Genomic DNA, 17483 nt, shown 5'->3' on the forward strand with positions numbered 1-17483 from the left:
TTAGAGGGATTCGCCCTTGGGGGCGGCGACGAAGAGGCTGACGATGAACGCGGCCGCCGTGATGGCCACCGAAATCCAGAGCGCGGTGGCGTAGCCGGCGGAGGTGGCCTGGGCGGCGAACGGTGCGACAAGAACGACGCCGAGGCTCGCGCCGATGCCGAAGGAGGCGCCGTTGATGCCGGGCAGGGCCGCGGGTGCTTCCTTGGGTGAGAGCAGGACGGAGAGTCCGTTGATGGCGGTGAGGAAGAAGCCGTTGTAGAAGATGCCGAGGGCGGCGACGGCGATCAGCACGGCGATCTGGCTGTCGGAGAAGGTGGCCGCGGCGATGGCGCAGGCGAGGCTGAGGCCGGTGCCGGCGCGGAGGGTCTTGATCCAGCCGCGGCGGTCGGCGAGCCAGCCGGCGAGCGGTGCGGCGAAGACGCCGATGAGCGCGGCCGGGGTGAGGAACAGGAGCGCGGACAGTGAGGCACTCAGGCCGAAGCCCTGGTGGGCGTCCTGGCTGAGCAGCACCACGGTGAAGTTGATGACGGCGAAGATGCCGGCGAGGGTCAGGACGGTGGTGGCGATGACGGGCCAGACCTGGCGGGAGCGCAGGTGGTGCACGGCGATCAGCGGGTGGTTGCGCTTCTTTTCGATCATCCAGAAGGCGGCGAAGGACGCCACGGTTCCGGCGAGCAGGGCCAGCGTGCTGGGAGCGGTCCAGCCGGCGGCCGAGCCGCCGGAGACGAAGTAGGTGATGAAGACCAGGAACACGGACAGGGATCCGGCGCCCCACCAGTCCATGGCGCCGCGCACTCCCTGGGGGCGTCCGGCCGGGACGGTTTTGATGATGCAGGCGGCGGCGATGGCGGTCAGGACCAGGACGACGGCGAAGATGGACCGGAAGCCGAGTGTTTCGGCCATGAGGCCGCCAACGTAGCCGTCCACGCCGCCCACTCCCCCGTTGATGGCGGCGATGATGCCCACGGAGGTGCCGAAGACGCGGGCGTTCAGGTTTTCGCTGAGGACGATGTAGGCCAGGGCGAAGACCGCACTGGAGACGCCCTGCAGGAACCGGCCGGCGATGAGGAGCGGCAGCGTGGGGGCGGCGATGCAGAGCAGGGTGCCCGCGCCCATGATCGCCAGGACCAGGAGCAGGGCGGCGCGGCGGCCGATGAAGTCGCTCCAGCGCCCGATGACCGGGCCGGCGATGGCGCCGGCGAGGAAGAACATGGACTGCACGGGGGCGGCTGCCTCGGCGCCCAGGCCGAAGGAGGCCGCGATCTGCGGCAGCGCCGGGGTGACCATGCTGGCGTTGAGCTGGAAGGACAGCACGCCGAGCAGCAGGCTGGAGATCAGCAGGGCGGCGCGGCGGCCGCTGAGCTTTGTTTGATCTTCGACGACGGCTGGCGGCGAGGTGGTGACCGGGGTTGGGCTGTTCACATCAAACTCCTTTGTTCTGCAGGCGGGGTCCTGCCTTTGGGATGTGAGTTGTTATACAACCATGTATGACGCACAAGTACAACCATGGCGTACACTATTTGCTAATTCAGCCGCCCCTGGCTCGACCTGATAGGACTTTCCTTATGAGCACTCGACTTCCTGCCGTCACCGTCGTCGGCAGCATCAACCTGGACATCATTGCCACCACGGACCGGCTCCCCACCGCCGGGGAGACCGTCGGCGGTGGCATCCTGCAGCAGCAGCCGGGCGGCAAGGGAGCCAACCAGGCCGTGGCCGCCGCGCGTCTGGGCGGGAGCGCCCAGATGATCGGCGCAGTGGGCGACGACGCCCAGGGCCGGCTGATGCTGGAAGCACTTTCCGGTGCCGGTGTGGACACCGCCGATGTGGCGGTGCTCGACGGCGACGCGACGGGTACCGCGCTGATCGTGGTGGACCGCGAGGGTGAGAACCAGATCGTGGTGTGCCCGGGGGCGAACTCTGCTTTTTCTTTGGAGGGCGTGGCGTTCTCGGCCGAGGAGACGGTGCTGTGCCAGCTCGAGGTCGGCCTGCCGGTGGTGCTGGAGGCCGCCCGGCGCTCCTCCGGCTTCTTCGTCCTGAACGCGGCGCCGGCCATGGACCTGCCAGCGGAGCTGCTGGAGCGGTGCGACCTGGTGATCGTCAACGAGACCGAGTACGAGCTGATTCCGGCCCTCGCGTCGGCAAAGCTGGTGGCCGTGACGTACGGCAAGGACGGCTCGGCGATGTTTGAACACGGCCGGAAAGTGGCTGAGGCTCCCGCATCGGCCGTGGCAGTGGCAAACACCATCGGTGCGGGAGACGCATTCTGTTCGGCCCTGGTACTGGCGCTCCGGGCTGGGCTTCCCTACGAGCACGCGTTGGCGGTAGCTAATGCGGTCGGTGCGGACGCGGTGGGTGATCCCTCGTCGCAGCCGGCACTGGCGCACCTTGAGCACTACGTTGAGCGGTCGCGAAGCCAGCCAGCACACTCTCCTGATGCCGCGGAGTCGCCGAGTGCTGCTCGTACCGGGAGAGGCTTTCAGGGCAGCCTGAAGCCCCGGACACACTAAACTCTGGAAAAAGTACGACCAGGTAGACCCTATCCCTTGGCAGTTCATGCCGGCCTTCATGACACTGTGAACGCCAACGCCACCTTTCACACCACGGCCTTCAGGCCCGCGTCTGCCTTGGATGGGCCGGCCGGCACCAAGGCGTTCATGCCGACGTTCACGAGTTACAAGCTGAACTGCAGACGGCTGACCGTTTCAACAGTCGGTCCTTTTCGCGGTCTTGCGGACGACAAATCCGAAGGACTGCGGGGAGCCTCGGCCACCTGCCGCAAGGCGTTTCGATGGGGACGGGCCGCTTGGGCTGGCAGGTCGCCGAGGAATTGCTCGCCGCCGACCGAGGCGGTCTACCAGCAGGTCTCCATGTGTCCGGCAGGTCCGCTCCAGCACGGCGAGGCCGGCCTTTCCGAGCGAAGGGCCACACACGCACCTGGAGCAGCCGACGACAGCGACCTCAATCGTTCGGAACGATTTACAATCGCTTCAGGAGTCCAATCTTCATAATCCGTGTAAATCTTCTTTGTCGTTGAGAAAACGGTCTCAACTCTTAAGTGGTCGCGTACCGCCGACCAGTCTCGATCACTTTTGGAAGAGTTCGCAGGCTGCGATAGTGGAACCAAATTCGCCCAAGTATTGACTAACTCTTTATGTTCCTGCGGACTGAACTTGAGCGCCCACTGTCCAGAATAGTTCTGCGGTAATATGTGGTCGACGGTGATTTCTGGAAGATCCCTCATGATGTCCGATCGCGTGAAAGCCCGCTCATATTCCGCCAATACGTGACCGATTCAGAGCCGCCGAGTTCCTCAACGCGCACGGTATCAGGAAGATCGAATGCATCATCACCGACAACGCCTTCCCTTACGTTGCGCGGCGGATTTCACGGCCGCCGCAGCCTAGCTCGGCGCGAAACAGCGGTTCACGGTTCCCAAACAACCGTGGGATGAACGTCAGGATCGAGCGTCTCGCCCAAACCGTGGCATCGGAACGTGCCTGCGCCAGGCCAACACCAGCTGCGGCACCTGATCCATGGGTGAACTACTACATCGCCGACCGTATCGATGCCGGCATCAAGAGCCACCCCCGTCGCTCGAGTGACACCGCCCCTAGTGGCGAGATGCACCTAGAGCATTATCGAGAGATGAGTGTCCAGAGCCTCAGCACGCGTGATTGTGCTGCCAAAACCGGCATGTGTTGAGGCAAGACGTGCCGGGGTGTAACCCGGCGCCGAGTAGAAGTGACGCACAATGAAATCCGCGAACACCGATGGCCGGACGGGTCCAGACAGTGCAATTCGGCAATGCGCATACTGCCCCAGTGTCAGATGCGAAGCGGGGTGCCCACCCTCCTGGGCTACTCCGGGCCGCGCGTCGTAGTCGAATCTCAACGGCACGGGCACAACTTGGCGACCTACGACGTCCAGGTACGGCACCTCTCGAATGTACATCTCGGGGTCATTTTGGAATGGTTCCAACTGCGGCGAGGGAAGGTAAGCCAAGCGATGAGTCTCGAGGGTCCGACCCGAAAATTCATAACACATTTGAAGGAGAGCACCATCAGGAAGCAAAGCATTGTAAACACCGCGTATGAATTGGTCTTCGTATAACGCGGTATAAGATTCTGCATGCAGGACGCTCCCATCGACGCGTACCTGAGTCTGAATTGTGGAGCGATTGTTCCTCACGGTAAGGACAGGGTCACGGGAATCGTCCGCTAGGCCCAGGCCTACCAGATTGTGAACCGTGATCCTTGTTTCGTTGAATATTTCGCGGGCATTTGGGCCCCTAGTCATCTTGCTCTGTCAGCATTGACCGAAGTTGCGCCGTAATTTCCGGATCCAGGTCTTCTAGGAACAATCTCTTGTTTTGGAGATCTTCAAGTAGCAACCTTGCGGAGGAGTTTCGGGTATTGATCGCTTTCTGGGTGTCCGCATTCACCTCCCGATGAAGAATTCTCATTTTTGCGCGCTGCGCTTCATCGGGATAAACGAAATTCAGCGCAAAGTCGGCGTCACGAACCCGTTCGAATTCCTTTTTCAATTGCTCCATTTCTGGGCCGACGCCGACCACACGGACCCAAGCTTTGCTGCGAGTAATGGCGGTGAAGAGCCTATTTCGAACTAGCGCCAAATTTGCCGTTAGAGCCTGCCCTTCCTGTGCGTTAACGACGTACACCATTCCAGCTTCATTACCCTTCGCTCGATAGATTCCCGTGAAGGTGACCGAGTCTTGGTCCCGTTGGAAGAATACGTCAGCGGTGGTGTCCACACCGGCGAGGTGCGTTTGGACGTTTGCCTCGAGGAGCGTCTTTCTGAGCGGGCCGAGATTCGTTCTAGCCGTGAGTGGATTCGGGTTGACCACCATAATGTCATCATGGCGCAAGTCGTCTTCCTCAAGGTTGGCCTTGATTTGGTCGGCGACCCAGATATTTTGCTCCTCGATCGACGCAAAGGTGTGAAATTGGATTAAGTCAGACCTCGACGAGTGATTCTCTAAGAAATATGGGCTTGTCCGATTTGTGCGAGTCAGCTCCACCCGTTCTCCGGCCTGAAGGGAACCATTCGTCGATTCATAGCCAATATCCTGCCAGAGGGAGGACTTATCAAACATCTGCACTATGCCCGTGTCTGCTCCCTCCGGTGATTCCCGGTAGATACCGAAACCCAAGGCATGAGCAGCGACGAGAAGGGGTCCGGAGTTTCGGTAGCATTTCTCGAGAACTATGTCCCGCTGACCGGTCGTCTCGGCTCCGCCATTGCGTTCAAAGTCAACTCTAGGGCGGCCATTCTTACCCTTTCCAAAAATCTCTTCGGCCGAGGCCATGCCCTTGCCGGACAGATTTTGCAGCTCATCGTAGGCATAGACGAGACGCTTCTGCTCGTCAAGCATCTCGTAGCACAACCTAAGAAAGCTGGGTGGGAAATCCTGCGCCTCGTCCACTAATATGGCATCGAAAAATGGAACCGGGCTAAGCGCTTCTTTTAATGCCGCTGAGCATACGCCCTCAAACGCACCCTGACTTCCATACATCTGGGACGCATTTCTATAGTCCCAAAAATCAATCTTGTTGCTTCGACAGAATTCAGCATATATCCCCGTGCCTTCTCGTCCGCGTCCTCCCCATGCATTCATCACGCGGAGACGATTCCAGTCGGGCTCCTCACCCCCTTGTTCAATGAAGAACCGTCGTATCAACCGCACGAACTGATCCTGCAGCGATCGAGCGTTAAACGTGACCGCGATGTTCCAGTCCGGATGATAGGCATGTAGGTAGGCAGCTTTGAGCGCCAACACGATCGTCTTGCCGGAGCCGGCCAGGCCCCGAATTCTCTGGACGCCATCTATGGTCGCCACCACAGCTTCACTTTGTTGCTTGTCGAGGGTGGCAATGGACTTCTCAAGGTTGGAGAGCCTAGCCCCACGGGAATCCTTCTGCTTGAGCACCCTGGGTGTCCGCCCACTTCTAAGGCCAGACAGGTTTTGCACCGCAGAGGTGAGGCTTTCGAGAGTCTCAGCATCAACAGGAGGAAGCCGGAGCGAGTTCAGTGCCGTCTCAAGCGTTGCGGGACTGCAAAGTGGATAGTCCTCATCTCCCATGCTCGCGTTCTGTGTCGAATGTGTCGGCGAAAAGCTCAACGCCTCAGGTTGAACACGCAGCTTTCCCTTTTTTACTAGGGCTCGCTGGAGCATGAGTCGTGAACTTAGGAGACGCACGAGATCTTCCTGGCGGTCCGCGTGGCCCGCTGTGTCAGGCCCCTCAATCAAGTCAATGGCAATAATGCCGTGGTTTGGGGAAATGAAAACGGCATCCACAGGGTACGCCCCGTCATTACCTCCAAGCAACGGATAGCCTATCCACAGCTGTCCGGTGAGGTCCGCCTGACCATCGAAACTCGCAATGAGTGCTTCGGTTGCCACGGGCTTCGCGTTCGTTCCTCGGATTATGTCTACACTCACGCAGGAATACTAACAGCAGGCCTCAGATGCGAACGGTGCACCGCCGGCTGGCTCTGGGGGCTGCAACCGCGTAGGACAGATTCCACGGCTTCGCATGGCAGGATTGAGTCGTGAGTAGAGGGTGGCACGAGGCCCCGGATCCGGAGTGGGTACTGATGTATCGCAGCGGCTTGTCGCGTAGTCAGATAGCGGAGCTGTCCCGGGCTTCTTCGTCGACTGTGGGCTATCACCTTTCTTTAGCACGCCGCCTATGTCCCGACCTTCAAGCCGAACACGAGGCAGCCCTCGGGAGAAGGAGCCCTCGAGTGACACGGCAGGGAGTGGAGAGTATGAATACGCTCATTTCAATGGTGCGGTCGCAAGGAAGATTTCCGTCATCCAAGGCTAGCGATGAGTCCGAGAGGGCCCTCGCCGCATGGCTTCGGCGTAGGCGACGCGACGCGGAAGCCGGGACTCTGGCCAGCGCCTATCAAGAGGGTCTGGCCGTGATACCTGGATGGGAAGGCACCTCTCGGAAACTCGCCTATCAAGCCGGATGGCGGGACCAATTGGATGCACTGGCGGCGTACCTAGGTGCAGGGCACGACTGGCCACGACACCGGACTACGGTCGCCGGCGAAGAGCGCCAGTTGGGGAGTTGGCTACACAGGCAGCGATCGAAGCTTCGTCGTGGCGAACTCGGGGCATGGAAGGAACAGGAACTGAATGCAACCGTCCCAGGGTGGAAGGCCGGCCGAAAGCGCGGAAGGAAGCCACAAACTTAGGTGCTGGCGGAAGTTGGAATGTGCCTTAGATTTCTGTAGCTGGGGCGACCTGGGCTCCTCCGGATGGACATATCGGCTCTAGCTGCTCCTGGTAAGTACCCGATCAGGCCCTTGCGAGCGTCCTTGCGACAGGTGGACAGGCCAATGTTCAAATCGCGGTGGACGGTCTGGGCTCCGCTGTCCCCGCCACCACTGACCTACCCCTTCCGGGCCCCAGTCGCTAAGTAACCGCCTGTCGCTAACCTGGCGTCGACCTCCCGACGGTATGGCGTTGGCGGAAATCATTGTCCGGGCCGGCAACGCGCTGCGGCTGTACTCCGGATGCCGGCAGACGGCCGATGACGAGATACGTCCTAGTGCCCCTGTTTCCGTGTCACGTTCTGTGTGACCTGATGGCAGTTTGCCCTAATGAGACCTGCCAGCTTCTGGTAACGATGCCAGTCCGTCATAGGTAGCTGCGCGGTCGCGGCCTTTGTGATGATGATAGCGATCTCGACTCCTGGTGCATTTACACGGGTCACCGACGCATGCCAATACAGATCCTTGAACGAGGATGCAGGACCCCAAAGAGCCGTGATTCGTCTCCCATCCTCATGGACAGCGTCGCATCGCATCGGCTTCTGCTGGATCGAACCTGGGACGACTGCCCAGCCTCCGCCCAGTGCATGATCTACCAGGTCGGCGGCGCCCGTTAGCTGCCGTGTTGTGTATCTCGCGTAAGAGCCGACGCCCTCGATTGCCCTTCGATACTCCTTGGCAGGTCCGTCCTTTATCCAAACTCGAATCCCGGACTCATCCTTGTAGGGAAGAAGCTTTCCTCCAATTGCTGGGTCTTCTACAAAGGCTGCATACTGTTCCGAGCGCTCATCGTCCTGCAACTGCTCCCAGTGCAAAAAGTCCAGGCGTTCGTATATTTTTTCTATGACCTCATGACGGAGGTTCTGAGGGATCTGAGCCATCAGTCCACTCCAAACGACGGCGGAAATTCCAGGCGAGCCTCGTCCTGGGCGCCGGCAAGGTCGCCGATATCCGCGACCCACTGCTCCATTAGTCCTTCAACCCGGTGGTCCGTGAATATGAATTCATTTCGCGGCACAGACACGCTCTCCAAGTCCGACGTGGAGACTTGGCTGCGCATGTCCATGATCTCCGCGATCCGGCGAATGTCGCTGACAAAATCAAGAACTTCGACATGGCTTTTTCCACGTCGCAGGCGGAGGCCCCGGCCGAGTTGCTGAACGAAGATTCTGCGGCTGTGGGTGACTCGGGCAAAGCAGATGATGTTTACATCCGGCACATCCACGCCTTCATTGAGCAGATCAACGCTTGTGATGATGGGGATCTCGCCGGAACGGAACCTCAGGAGTCTTCCCTGGGCGTCGCGCTTCGCCAGGCCAGCATGTACGGCAGCGGCGCCGGACCATTCCGGATTCTGCCCAAGCAGGGCCGCCATGCGCTCTGCGTGCTCGATGGTCTGGCAAAAGACGATGGCACGGGGATCGGCGGTGTCTCCCCACACGCTTTGCAAATGGTCGCGCACCGATTCGTCACGTTCCGGGACAAACAGCCTACGATTCAGGTCTTTGATCGTGTAGTTGTGCTCCGACACGGACTCCACGAAATCCCAATCAATGTTGTCCGAGAACAGCCGGTACTTCACCTGTGCCAGGTACCCCAGCTTCATGCCCTCCGAGATGCTGACTTTCACGACTGGTGGACCAAAGAATTCTTCGATGTTGAACTCGTCGCCCCGCCAAGGCGTGGCGGTCACCCCGAGGCGTAAGGCGTCGGGGCATCGTTCAAAGATGCCATCGTAGTAGCCGCCCGGTCCGGCGTGGTGCGCCTCGTCGACCACGATCATGTCGGGACGATAGCCTTCGTTCACATAACTAGCTGCTGTCGGTAAGACCGCATATGTAACGCCCGGCAATGCATCAGGTTTTGAGTCACCATTCAGCTGCCTGGTGGGCACCGATTTGGGGATGTCTCGCCACATAGAAAGTTCCAGCTGATCGACAAGTCCGCTGGTGTGGGCAACAACCAGGATCTGGGATTCAGGATTTTTGGAGAGTTGCTGGTGAACTAGGTCGCCGGCGACCACTGTCTTGCCCAGCCCAGTTGCCAGAAATACGAGAGCCTTTCCGGACTCGGAAAGGGACTTCCAAGCCTTCTCGACGGCATCCCGCTGGTATGGATGAAGATCAAATCGACGCATCATGCTATGGGCACGGTCGTACAAGACGGATATCTGAATGCCGTCCCACGTAGAAATGTTGACCCCCAAGGAACGGAGCTGCTCGACCCGCTCCATGAGCGCCTTCTGGTACGTACCATTGGTAACGATTACACCGCGGTCAATCTTGTAGTGCTGCATGGCGTTCCATAATTCGTCCACAGCGTCCGCAGCTACGGGCTTGGTATGCTTCCACTTGGACTGAAATACCCACGCATCTCCCTTACGTGTGGCTATGATATCGCCGCCGTGGTCGTTGCTCCCGTCGATGATGGTCACGTCGTCAAACCCAATCAGCCCCAACAGCCGGCTGATCTGGCGCGTCAAGCCAACGGGCCCTTCCTCCCGGAGGAAAGCGGGTGAACAAAAGTTCACTGGGTAACCTCCGCGATGCCATCTGACAAGATCTCGATGCTCTGCGCGAGCCGCGCAAGCTCTCGACCTGGCATCGACGAAGGCAGATCGATCGCCCGGTCCAGGTCAAGAAGCAGGGCCCGGAGCCGTCCAATGATCAAGGACCTGGCTCTCTCGTCGGTTATCGCCGAGAAATTGGACTTGAACATCACTCCATCCAGGAGGGACTCCGGATGTGAATCCAACAGTGACATTACGGCCTCTGGAACGACGTATGCCCCGAATATGCCGGAGTCCACTAGGTCGTTCATATCGATGTTCGGGTCAGACTGCGTGGCAGCGTACTGGACTGCCTGACGAGCTTGGGGACTCAGGGCCCGCCAGAACTTATCCGGTTCTGCGACCGTAACTCTGACAGCAGCTGTCCGGATATCTTCAAGAAGGTCTCCAGCTCGGGCTCTCACAGCTGCCGGAGTAAGTGCGAGATCCGGGAACTGACGGATCAGCCTCATCAACACTTCTTGAGATGTATCCGACCCGCGGCTAGGATCCGGCAGGTACTGGCTCAGCGCGATCAGAGCAATCTGCGCGTGAGACCACCCGTATAGGTCGACCAGCACGTGGTCCTTCTTGACGAAGACGGAGATCCTGCCGGCCTTCATGTTCAAGTCGAAGCCGAGGTTCAAGCTATTCATGGACACTTCTGTACCCGATGTCGTGTAGGCAGTCAGATGGGTCTCGCCCGTACTCAAGGCCACCTTCTTGTCCATTCCCGGTACCGGCGTGCTGTGTGACAAGTAACGGGCGATCTTGTCGTTAAGGGTCTCTGTCTTAGCCACAGGCAGGACGGGCCGTTCCTCATCGGAAGTATCCTGACCCGCTGAACCCCCTGCCGCGCCGCCCTCGTCTCCGAGCGAGGCAGACGTCGCCACTAGGTCACCGAGTCCTTGCTCGGCCAGCCACTGGTCAGTCTCCGACTCTGCAGCCACGGGCTTATTACGCCCTGACGCGATTTGGTCGTGCTGCTCGGCAGCCGCGTACCACTTTTCGTCTGTTTGATATTCTGGGAGTCCTCTGTGGAACTGCTCAGCCCACTCGCGAGCAGTCTCAGCGACAGCCTTCTCGCCATTGCCTGGAACGAGGTATCGCAGGCCCGGATCGTATCGGCGATAGGCGTGGAACAGCTGGCCAAGCGGGGACATGTTCTTTTCATAATTGAGCTCCCGAGAGCGCTTTTCCGTCAGTGGACCCTCGCCTCTCACAATCTCGCGCATGTACTGCCACGAGCGCTGCGACCGGTCGAAATCCGTTTTGCGGATGTTAACTGGAACATGATCGATATGGATCTCTCCTACGATGCGACCGCGGCCCAACTCCACCGGGTACTCTGGCTCCCTGTCGCCGATCTCATTGATAAAGTCAAATAGCTCCTGGTCGTTATGTACGATGCAGCGGCCCTGACGGAAGAAGCTGATGCCGAAGTCCGATCGGTGGTCGTATCGCTGGATGCCAAGCCATCCCCAAACATGGCGCTCTCGAAGCATCAGATTCTCAGAGTCGCACTGGCTGCAGACCTCGGTGGCTTCACTTTCCCAGTTCCCGCACTCCATACAGGCATTTGCGTCCATAAGTCGCTTCTCGATCTTGCGGACAGCCTTGATCTCCTGGCCCCTATAATTGACGGACCTCGAGGGATCCCAAATGCATGGGATCAGAGGGCGGACTGCCTTCTCATTTACGTGAAGTGTCAGGCCGAGGCCGCCCATAATCTCGCGACCCGAGAATGTACCGTTCTCCGGACTGCGGAGCATGTAGGTGTAGATCTTCCCGAGCGCCTTTATGACGTTCGAAATCGCAGTGTGCTTTCGCAGGGTGTCGACAGTGTCCTGGCTAAGCTGGGTAACGGCAATGGATGTCCCGTGCTCATTGAGTGCCTTGGGTTCCCGGCGGAGTGGGATCGAAAACGTCGACTTCCTTGTCATGTCGCGGAGGTTGATCGTGGCTACGTTCCAGTGATCGTCGCCCACCCTGCCGGTTACCACGGTCGCCTCTTTACCCAGTCGCGCAGTGGCAATGTTAAACCCCATGCCGAACAGGCCCAGTGAGCCATACATCGCGTTACCTGAGGAGCCGGCTTTCATCGACTGCCGGAGCTGATCGACCGACATGCCACGGCCATTGTCGGAGACAGTGACGACGGAGGTCCGCGAAGCCTCAGCGTGCCTGGGAAGGTAAATGTCGACCCTTCGCTCAATGGCTGGATCCGTTTCCGCAGCTCGGGCCAACTCGTCGAGGCTATTGTCCACGAGCTCGGCAAGGCACTGATGGACCATGAGGTCCACTTCGGCGATAACCGACAGAATGCGGGGCGAGGGCGTGATGTCCAGCGTGTCGGTCGTTGCGTTTACGGTCATAGGTCCGGAACCCTCCCAAGGCGGTGGACTGCGGGTGACCCTTCCCAGGGTGGAAGTGAGGGATCAATTTGGTATCAGCGCTGAACTGAATCAACTCCCCATTTCCCGGCCGCAGTTCTCTTACGATTCCTACTCATAATAGGTGCGTAATTTGCGCGCACGAACGCTCCTGGGAACGTGTCACGTCTGAGGCCACAATAAACGCTGTCTTGGTCCGCAGCTCGGCATAACTGCGTTTCAACGGCCCTCTCGCTACGACCCCACGGCGAAGCCCGTCACGGCACTTCGCTACTTCGGGCTACACGACTAACCGGGACCCCGTCAGCGCTGGGGTCTGGGACGACGCGCCGGCAAAGACCGGATCGTCTTGTCCGGTCTGAGGTGCCGGTGCGCCCCATCATTGGCCGCAGGCATCCTGGTAAGCCGGGGATCGCTTTGAAAGCTGCGTCGGGAAGAAATGCGGTCCCACGCAGTCTGACTTACTTAATCACTCGTCCACGCACCCTGAGGAGGGTGTGCACCCTGTACTCACCTGACTACTATCGAGCCCTTCACGTTAAGCACTCACGCGTTCGCCGCATCAGGCTGCGAGCCTCCTGTAGACAGGGCGGCATCCCACCAGTGCTTGCTCCGAACTTTTGGATCATTAGCGTCAAGGTCTGGGCCCTGCCACATTGATCTCCACTTGGTCTGCGGCGATCACCATGTCCTCGTGCTCCCAGAACCTGAACACCAACCACCCTTGCTCAACGAGACGCTCCTCAGTGTCGCGGTCGCGGGTCTGGTTCGCCGCAACCTTGTTTTGCCACCATTGGCGATTCTTGCCTGCGGGCCGGAAGTGCTGAGGACATCCGTGCCAGTAGCAGCCATCGACGAACACTGCAACCTTGGCGCGGGAGAACAGAACGTCGGCCCTCCGACGTGGCATGCCGGGCAGCGGGGCATCTACTCGGTAGCGGAGGCCGCGCCGATGTAGCTCGCGTCGAAGCAACAATTCAGGAGCGGTGTCGCGGCGGGGATAAGTGGACATTCGCCGGGAGACTTCCAAAGAACTCGCACTTGGACGAAATGCGTCCTGTACCGGGGGTAATGCATCTACAAGCACGGCTGTCCCCGGCCCCTTTCTGCTGATGCGCTTCATTGGCGAGATGCCCTCCAATAATGATCGTTCATCTTGTGTCTAACACAAGATGAACGTCTTGGAGGAGCCCAGCGCAGCTAAGGCCAAAGAACCCTGTGATTCACGGTTTTCCCAATGTTCCACCGGGATGGGCCATAGCAGTGCGTAGCCACGGCATCCGGCGGCGCTATCTGAGGAAGAGGCGCCTCTGGACTAATAAGGTAAGCACGAAGGGAATGCCCCGGCGAAGTGTCAGCCACCCGCACAGCTCTTCGACGTCTGGGTCACGCACTGACTAGCTGCGCCGTGTGGGCGTCCACGGAGGCCAGTGCATCAGCGACACCACGTGCCATCGTCTCGGCCAGCTTGACGGGGACGGCATTACCGATCTGTCGCATCGCCTCCCCCCAAGAACCATTCAGCTGATAGTCGTCGGGAAATGTCTGAAGCCGTGCACTCTCGCGGATAGAGAAGTAACGAATAGAGCCGTCGTTGCGACGCAACATGTTCTCTCCACCCGGAACGCCATGGCCGCCAGCTTTTAGTGTCTTGGCGGGCAGGTCAATCTGGCTGCCAGTGTGTCCGGGATAGGATCTCGCGCCGCCCTGAAAGACGTGGTTGTGCCATCCAGCCACACCGTCAGGCTGAGGCTGGGGTATGCCTTGCAGGGCGTCCCGTACAGTCCGCCAACGTTCGCCATAGAGAAAGCCATCTTTGACGATCTTCTCAATTCGCCCACGCTTGCGCTCCGGAAAAGGAGGCCGGTCCTGCTTTGCGACCATGTGCTCGTTCCAGTAATCGCCTATGATCCACTGGGACTCGAGCAAGGCGTCTTCTGAGTGCGATGGCTCCGGCAACGACCAAGTGACGTTGAGGTCCTTCCGGAAACCGACGAAGAAGACCCGCTGCCGCTGCTGGGGCACGCCGTAGTCAGCCGCATTAACGAGGTGTGTCTGGACATCGTACTCGAGCCCGCCACATCCACCGGCCTGCTCCACCCTGCGCAGTCGTGCAAGATGTTCAGGCCAGCTCTCGCCTTCGCGCGGCGAGACATCCGGATAACGCAAACGAAGAACTATGAGGTCGAAGTACTCGGAGAACGACGCTCGGGTCAGTCCCTTCACGTTCTCGAGAAGCACGGCCCTGGGCTCCAGCTGTCGCACAACGTCCACCGCTGCGGGGAACATGTCGCGGGAGTCATCCGAAGCCCGCGCCTTACCTCCCATACTGAAAGGCTGGCACGGAGGCCCGCCGCTGACCAAGTCGATGCCGGGGTCGACGGATGACCAGTCAAAGTTCCGGACGTCGCCTTCGATGATGTTCCAGCCAGCGGTCTCGGAGGCGCGGCTCAACTTGTTAGTTCTGGCTGTCTCGCATGCCCACTTGTTCCATTCCAGGAATAGCTCAGCAGAAAACCCTGCAGCATGAGTCCCCAGCGCCAGTCCGCCGGCCCCGCCGAAGAGCTCCACTGACCGGAAGTCGGGGCGCGTTGTCACAGGGTTCCTCCAAGGTGTGCTCAAACAACTGGTCAACCGGCGGTAATTCCGCCTCTTGCCGTGTGTCACTTGTGGTGATCGTTTCGGTCGTTCCTGGTATTTGTGTTGCGGCTAGATCCTCATAGGCCACGAGCACAGGGCCTGACAGGCTTCGGAACATTTAGACATCATATCCGCGTGTGACCTCGCCCGCTGTGACCGGCACGACCTGGCAGAGGCAAGGCCTTCGACCGCAGCCGTCTGACGGCGGTCAAGTTCCTTTTCATCTGGAGCTCTTGATGGGCAGCGGCGGTTTCTATTGAACATCGTCCAGGAGGTGCGCAAGAGCCACATCGATCAGGTGGTGATCTGGACATGTCGTGATGCCACGTGAAACTCCTCGCCGATTGGGCGTTTTGTCGAAGGCATTTTCCTTCACGGACGCGATCCAACACAGCGCCGAGCGAGGCAGTCATGTCGCTGTTCGACGTCGTTATGTGCCCTGCGTCATCAACTGCGACGAATCCTCGTTCGTCAAGGGAGTTGCAGCCCAAAACGCAAGCCAGCATGCCAACCTGCTCAAAGTTGCGGCGCTCCTCCTCATTGCATTTCTCGACGTGGCTTTATGTGACCGGTTACGAGAAGACTCGCCGGAACTGTGCGGTGGCACGTCGAGCACTTCGGTCCAAATTTTGCGAGCAAGGACTCGCGAAGCCAGGGGGTTTGCTCGGCACGACGGATGGCGCTGGAGGACATATCAGTCTCTCCGAAACCCGATCCAATTAAAGGGCTCTCGTAAGGCTTCCTCCGGCGGAAGCAGGAGGTTAGGAGCGTTTGGAAGCTTCGGGCCGATCTACTAGCGTTTTGCCAGAAGACGGGCTCACCCAGGGCCAAGTTCCCCTACAAGGGCTATGGCTATGAAGGACCACCACGTGGAGGGGCGGCCCGACGGCCTATTCGATTTAAGCGACCGCTATGTGCTCTCGCGGCGTGGCAGAGGAGCAACAATGAACAATGACAATGCGAGGGACCGCGTAACAGGCATGTCCGAGCTTGCCTGGCGCGCGCCGTCACCGCGCCAACGTGCAGAAGCCACAAATGAACAAGACCGAGCAGCCGGAGGCAAGGCTTCACGCTTGGTGACACTTCACGACGGATCGAGCCGCTATGCTTCGATTGAGCTGAAACACAGCCACCACAAGGTATACGCGTATTTACGTTTCTCAATCCGGGGAAGAACGGTGAACCGATACGTATGTCAGGTTCATCAGGCCTCAAGGTTCGACAACCTCAGGCAGGCCTGGGAAGTGGTGCATGCCCGCAACCTCTTAGTCTCGGAGGAGCAGCCCGTTCGCAGCCCCGGCAGTCAGCTCGGCAAGCTATGACATCGGCGGCACTGCCAAGTAGACCGGCAGCGGCAGTTCATGCCCGCCATCAATTGCGTTGGGTTTCCCCCTAGGCCCTTACCCCGGGAGACGTCATCCGATGTGCAGGTGCGGGCAGGCCAAGGTTCCTGATACTCGCGCTTTCTTGTGTCGTGCATCCTGACCATGATGAAGCGGATTGAGCTCGGCCGGCAGAAGCTGGATGAGCGAATGCAGGCCCCCTATCCCGGCCTGCGCACTACCGACTGGCTGCAAGGGTCCACGGTTGTTGTCCCCCGAATTGCGAGCGGCCCTTATTCGATATGAGGTAACCGTTACGCGATTATTAAGATTGCTGAAACAACAATCGCCACCGGCAGAGAAAGCGCTTCTGCAGGTGGCGAGCGTGTGCTCTTACTTTATGCGGCGTCATCCTTATTGGAGTCTTTGTCAGCGTCACCGTTATTGACGACACTTATCTCGTTGTTGCCAGTCCTGCTGCTGCGCCGCACCTTCATGTCGGCCCGCGTAAAAGTCTCGCCGCATGACAGGCAAACGTGATCGCCCGTGTCCATTCCAAGCGCGTATTCTTTCTCCACAACCGGGTGGTCGCAGGGTGGTTGGCCGGCTGAATCCCAGCGTTCGCGGATCCGGTTCGCTTCTGCCATTTGCACCATGTAAAGCCTCTTTCTGTAGATTACTAATGAACTTCTATTCTACCATTTAGGACAGCAAAAATCAAATTTCTCATCCGCAGTGAGAACATTCATAGACTATGAAAAAAATGCGCGACCTGCCTTGAGTTGCGCCCTATTTATTAGAACTGCGCCGACATAACTCCGGGTTTACCCTTGCCGCTGCGACGCCTGTTTATTTGCGTGTAAGGGAAACGTATCAACAACCGAATGGCCCATGGATTTCCACGCAAGTCTGGCTATCCGCCCGCACGGCTAACCTCTTCAGCAGGGGCGGGCATGAGTGGGAGCTGGACTGGTTCCGGTCCGTGGTCCCCCAGGTTCTGCTTCGATTGCAGGGGTACCTGGCTGTCGATGCTTCGGCATCAGGTCAGCGAAACAGCTACTGGCCGAGCACCTACAACCGCCGCTGCCGGAACATCGGGAACAGCTCCCGCACCCGCGCCACCGTCTCCAGCGAGACATCCACCGCCCTGACACAGGCCTCCAGCCCAAGGTCGGCCTCATCCACCCCCATCGGCTCCACCAGCACGCTGCGGCACACGGAGCCCGGCGGCGCCAGGCACACCCCCGGCACGTACACGCTGTCCACCAAGGCACG

The 17483-nt window shown here is 59.4% G+C and carries 13 protein-coding genes and 1 pseudogene; 3 read left to right on the top strand and 11 right to left on the bottom strand.

The window, feature by feature from the left end:
- Positions 1-1422 carry an MFS transporter gene (locus tag AC3A3W_RS12140; RefSeq protein WP_487443090.1) on the bottom strand — a complete coding sequence of 474 codons (1422 nt, stop codon included), beginning with the start codon at positions 1420-1422 and terminating at the stop codon, positions 1-3.
- A 143-nt stretch (positions 1423-1565) separates the two neighbouring features.
- Between AC3A3W_RS12140 and AC3A3W_RS12145 the strand changes: the two genes are divergently transcribed.
- A complete protein-coding gene (locus tag AC3A3W_RS12145) occupies positions 1566-2510 on the top strand; it encodes a ribokinase (RefSeq protein WP_487443092.1) in 945 nt (314 codons plus the stop codon).
- A gap of 344 nt (positions 2511-2854) precedes the next feature.
- On the opposite strand, the gene AC3A3W_RS12150 is transcribed toward AC3A3W_RS12145, so the two are convergent.
- The 3 genes from AC3A3W_RS12150 to AC3A3W_RS12160 all read right to left on the bottom strand — a co-directional run bounded on the left by AC3A3W_RS12150 (position 2855) and on the right by AC3A3W_RS12160 (position 6424).
- Positions 2855-3283, bottom strand: a complete 429-nt coding sequence (locus AC3A3W_RS12150) for an HNH endonuclease family protein (protein ID WP_487443094.1) — start codon at positions 3281-3283, stop codon at positions 2855-2857.
- A gap of 347 nt (positions 3284-3630) precedes the next feature.
- Positions 3631-4299, bottom strand: coding sequence for a DUF2290 domain-containing protein (locus AC3A3W_RS12155; RefSeq protein WP_487443096.1), 669 nt, complete (start codon positions 4297-4299; stop codon positions 3631-3633).
- Positions 4292-6424, bottom strand: coding sequence for a DEAD/DEAH box helicase (locus AC3A3W_RS12160; RefSeq protein WP_487443097.1), 2133 nt, complete (start codon positions 6422-6424; stop codon positions 4292-4294). The genes AC3A3W_RS12155 and AC3A3W_RS12160 overlap by 8 nt, the downstream gene beginning before the upstream one ends.
- Before the next feature lie 386 nt (positions 6425-6810).
- On the opposite strand from AC3A3W_RS12160, the gene AC3A3W_RS12165 reads away from it, so the two are divergent.
- On the top strand, positions 6811-7227 hold the full coding sequence (locus AC3A3W_RS12165) for a helicase associated domain-containing protein (RefSeq protein ID WP_487443112.1): 417 nt from the start codon (positions 6811-6813) through the stop codon (positions 7225-7227).
- A gap of 353 nt (positions 7228-7580) precedes the next feature.
- On the opposite strand, the gene AC3A3W_RS12170 is transcribed toward AC3A3W_RS12165, so the two are convergent.
- The 5 genes from AC3A3W_RS12170 to AC3A3W_RS12190 all read right to left on the bottom strand — a co-directional run bounded on the left by AC3A3W_RS12170 (position 7581) and on the right by AC3A3W_RS12190 (position 14844).
- The gene (locus AC3A3W_RS12170; protein ID WP_487443099.1) at positions 7581-8186 is read right to left on the bottom strand and encodes a hypothetical protein; all 606 of its coding nucleotides are present in this window, start codon (positions 8184-8186) and stop codon (positions 7581-7583) included.
- Complete coding sequence (locus AC3A3W_RS12175) at positions 8186-9787, bottom strand: DEAD/DEAH box helicase family protein (protein ID WP_487443101.1); 1602 nt, start codon at positions 9785-9787, stop codon at positions 8186-8188. The genes AC3A3W_RS12170 and AC3A3W_RS12175 overlap by 1 nt, the downstream gene beginning before the upstream one ends.
- 44 nt (positions 9788-9831) lie before the next feature.
- Positions 9832-12228: an ATP-binding protein gene (locus AC3A3W_RS12180; protein ID WP_487443103.1), complete on the bottom strand. Its 2397-nt coding sequence runs from the start codon at positions 12226-12228 to the stop codon at positions 9832-9834.
- 652 nt (positions 12229-12880) lie between these two features.
- Positions 12881-13369 carry a DNA mismatch endonuclease Vsr gene (gene vsr, locus AC3A3W_RS12185; protein WP_487443105.1) on the bottom strand — a complete coding sequence of 163 codons (489 nt, stop codon included), beginning with the start codon at positions 13367-13369 and terminating at the stop codon, positions 12881-12883.
- Positions 13370-13632: 263 nt separating this feature from the next.
- On the bottom strand, positions 13633-14844 hold the full coding sequence (locus tag AC3A3W_RS12190; RefSeq protein ID WP_487443106.1) for a DNA cytosine methyltransferase: 1212 nt from the start codon (positions 14842-14844) through the stop codon (positions 13633-13635).
- A gap of 986 nt (positions 14845-15830) precedes the next feature.
- Between AC3A3W_RS12190 and AC3A3W_RS12195 the strand changes: the two genes are divergently transcribed.
- Positions 15831-16208 carry a hypothetical protein gene (locus tag AC3A3W_RS12195; protein ID WP_487443108.1) on the top strand — a complete coding sequence of 126 codons (378 nt, stop codon included), beginning with the start codon at positions 15831-15833 and terminating at the stop codon, positions 16206-16208.
- A 398-nt stretch (positions 16209-16606) separates the two neighbouring features.
- Here the strand turns inward: AC3A3W_RS12195 and AC3A3W_RS12200 are convergent, their stop codons facing one another.
- Both AC3A3W_RS12200 and AC3A3W_RS12205 read right to left on the bottom strand, forming a co-directional pair.
- Entirely contained in the window at positions 16607-16855 is a 249-nt protein-coding gene (locus AC3A3W_RS12200; RefSeq protein ID WP_487443110.1) for a hypothetical protein, read from the bottom strand.
- Between the two features lie 424 nt (positions 16856-17279).
- Positions 17280-17483: pseudogene (locus AC3A3W_RS12205) on the bottom strand (amidohydrolase); the annotation flags it as partial.

It is taken from the genome of Arthrobacter sp. Soil_N43 (assembly GCF_057655195.1).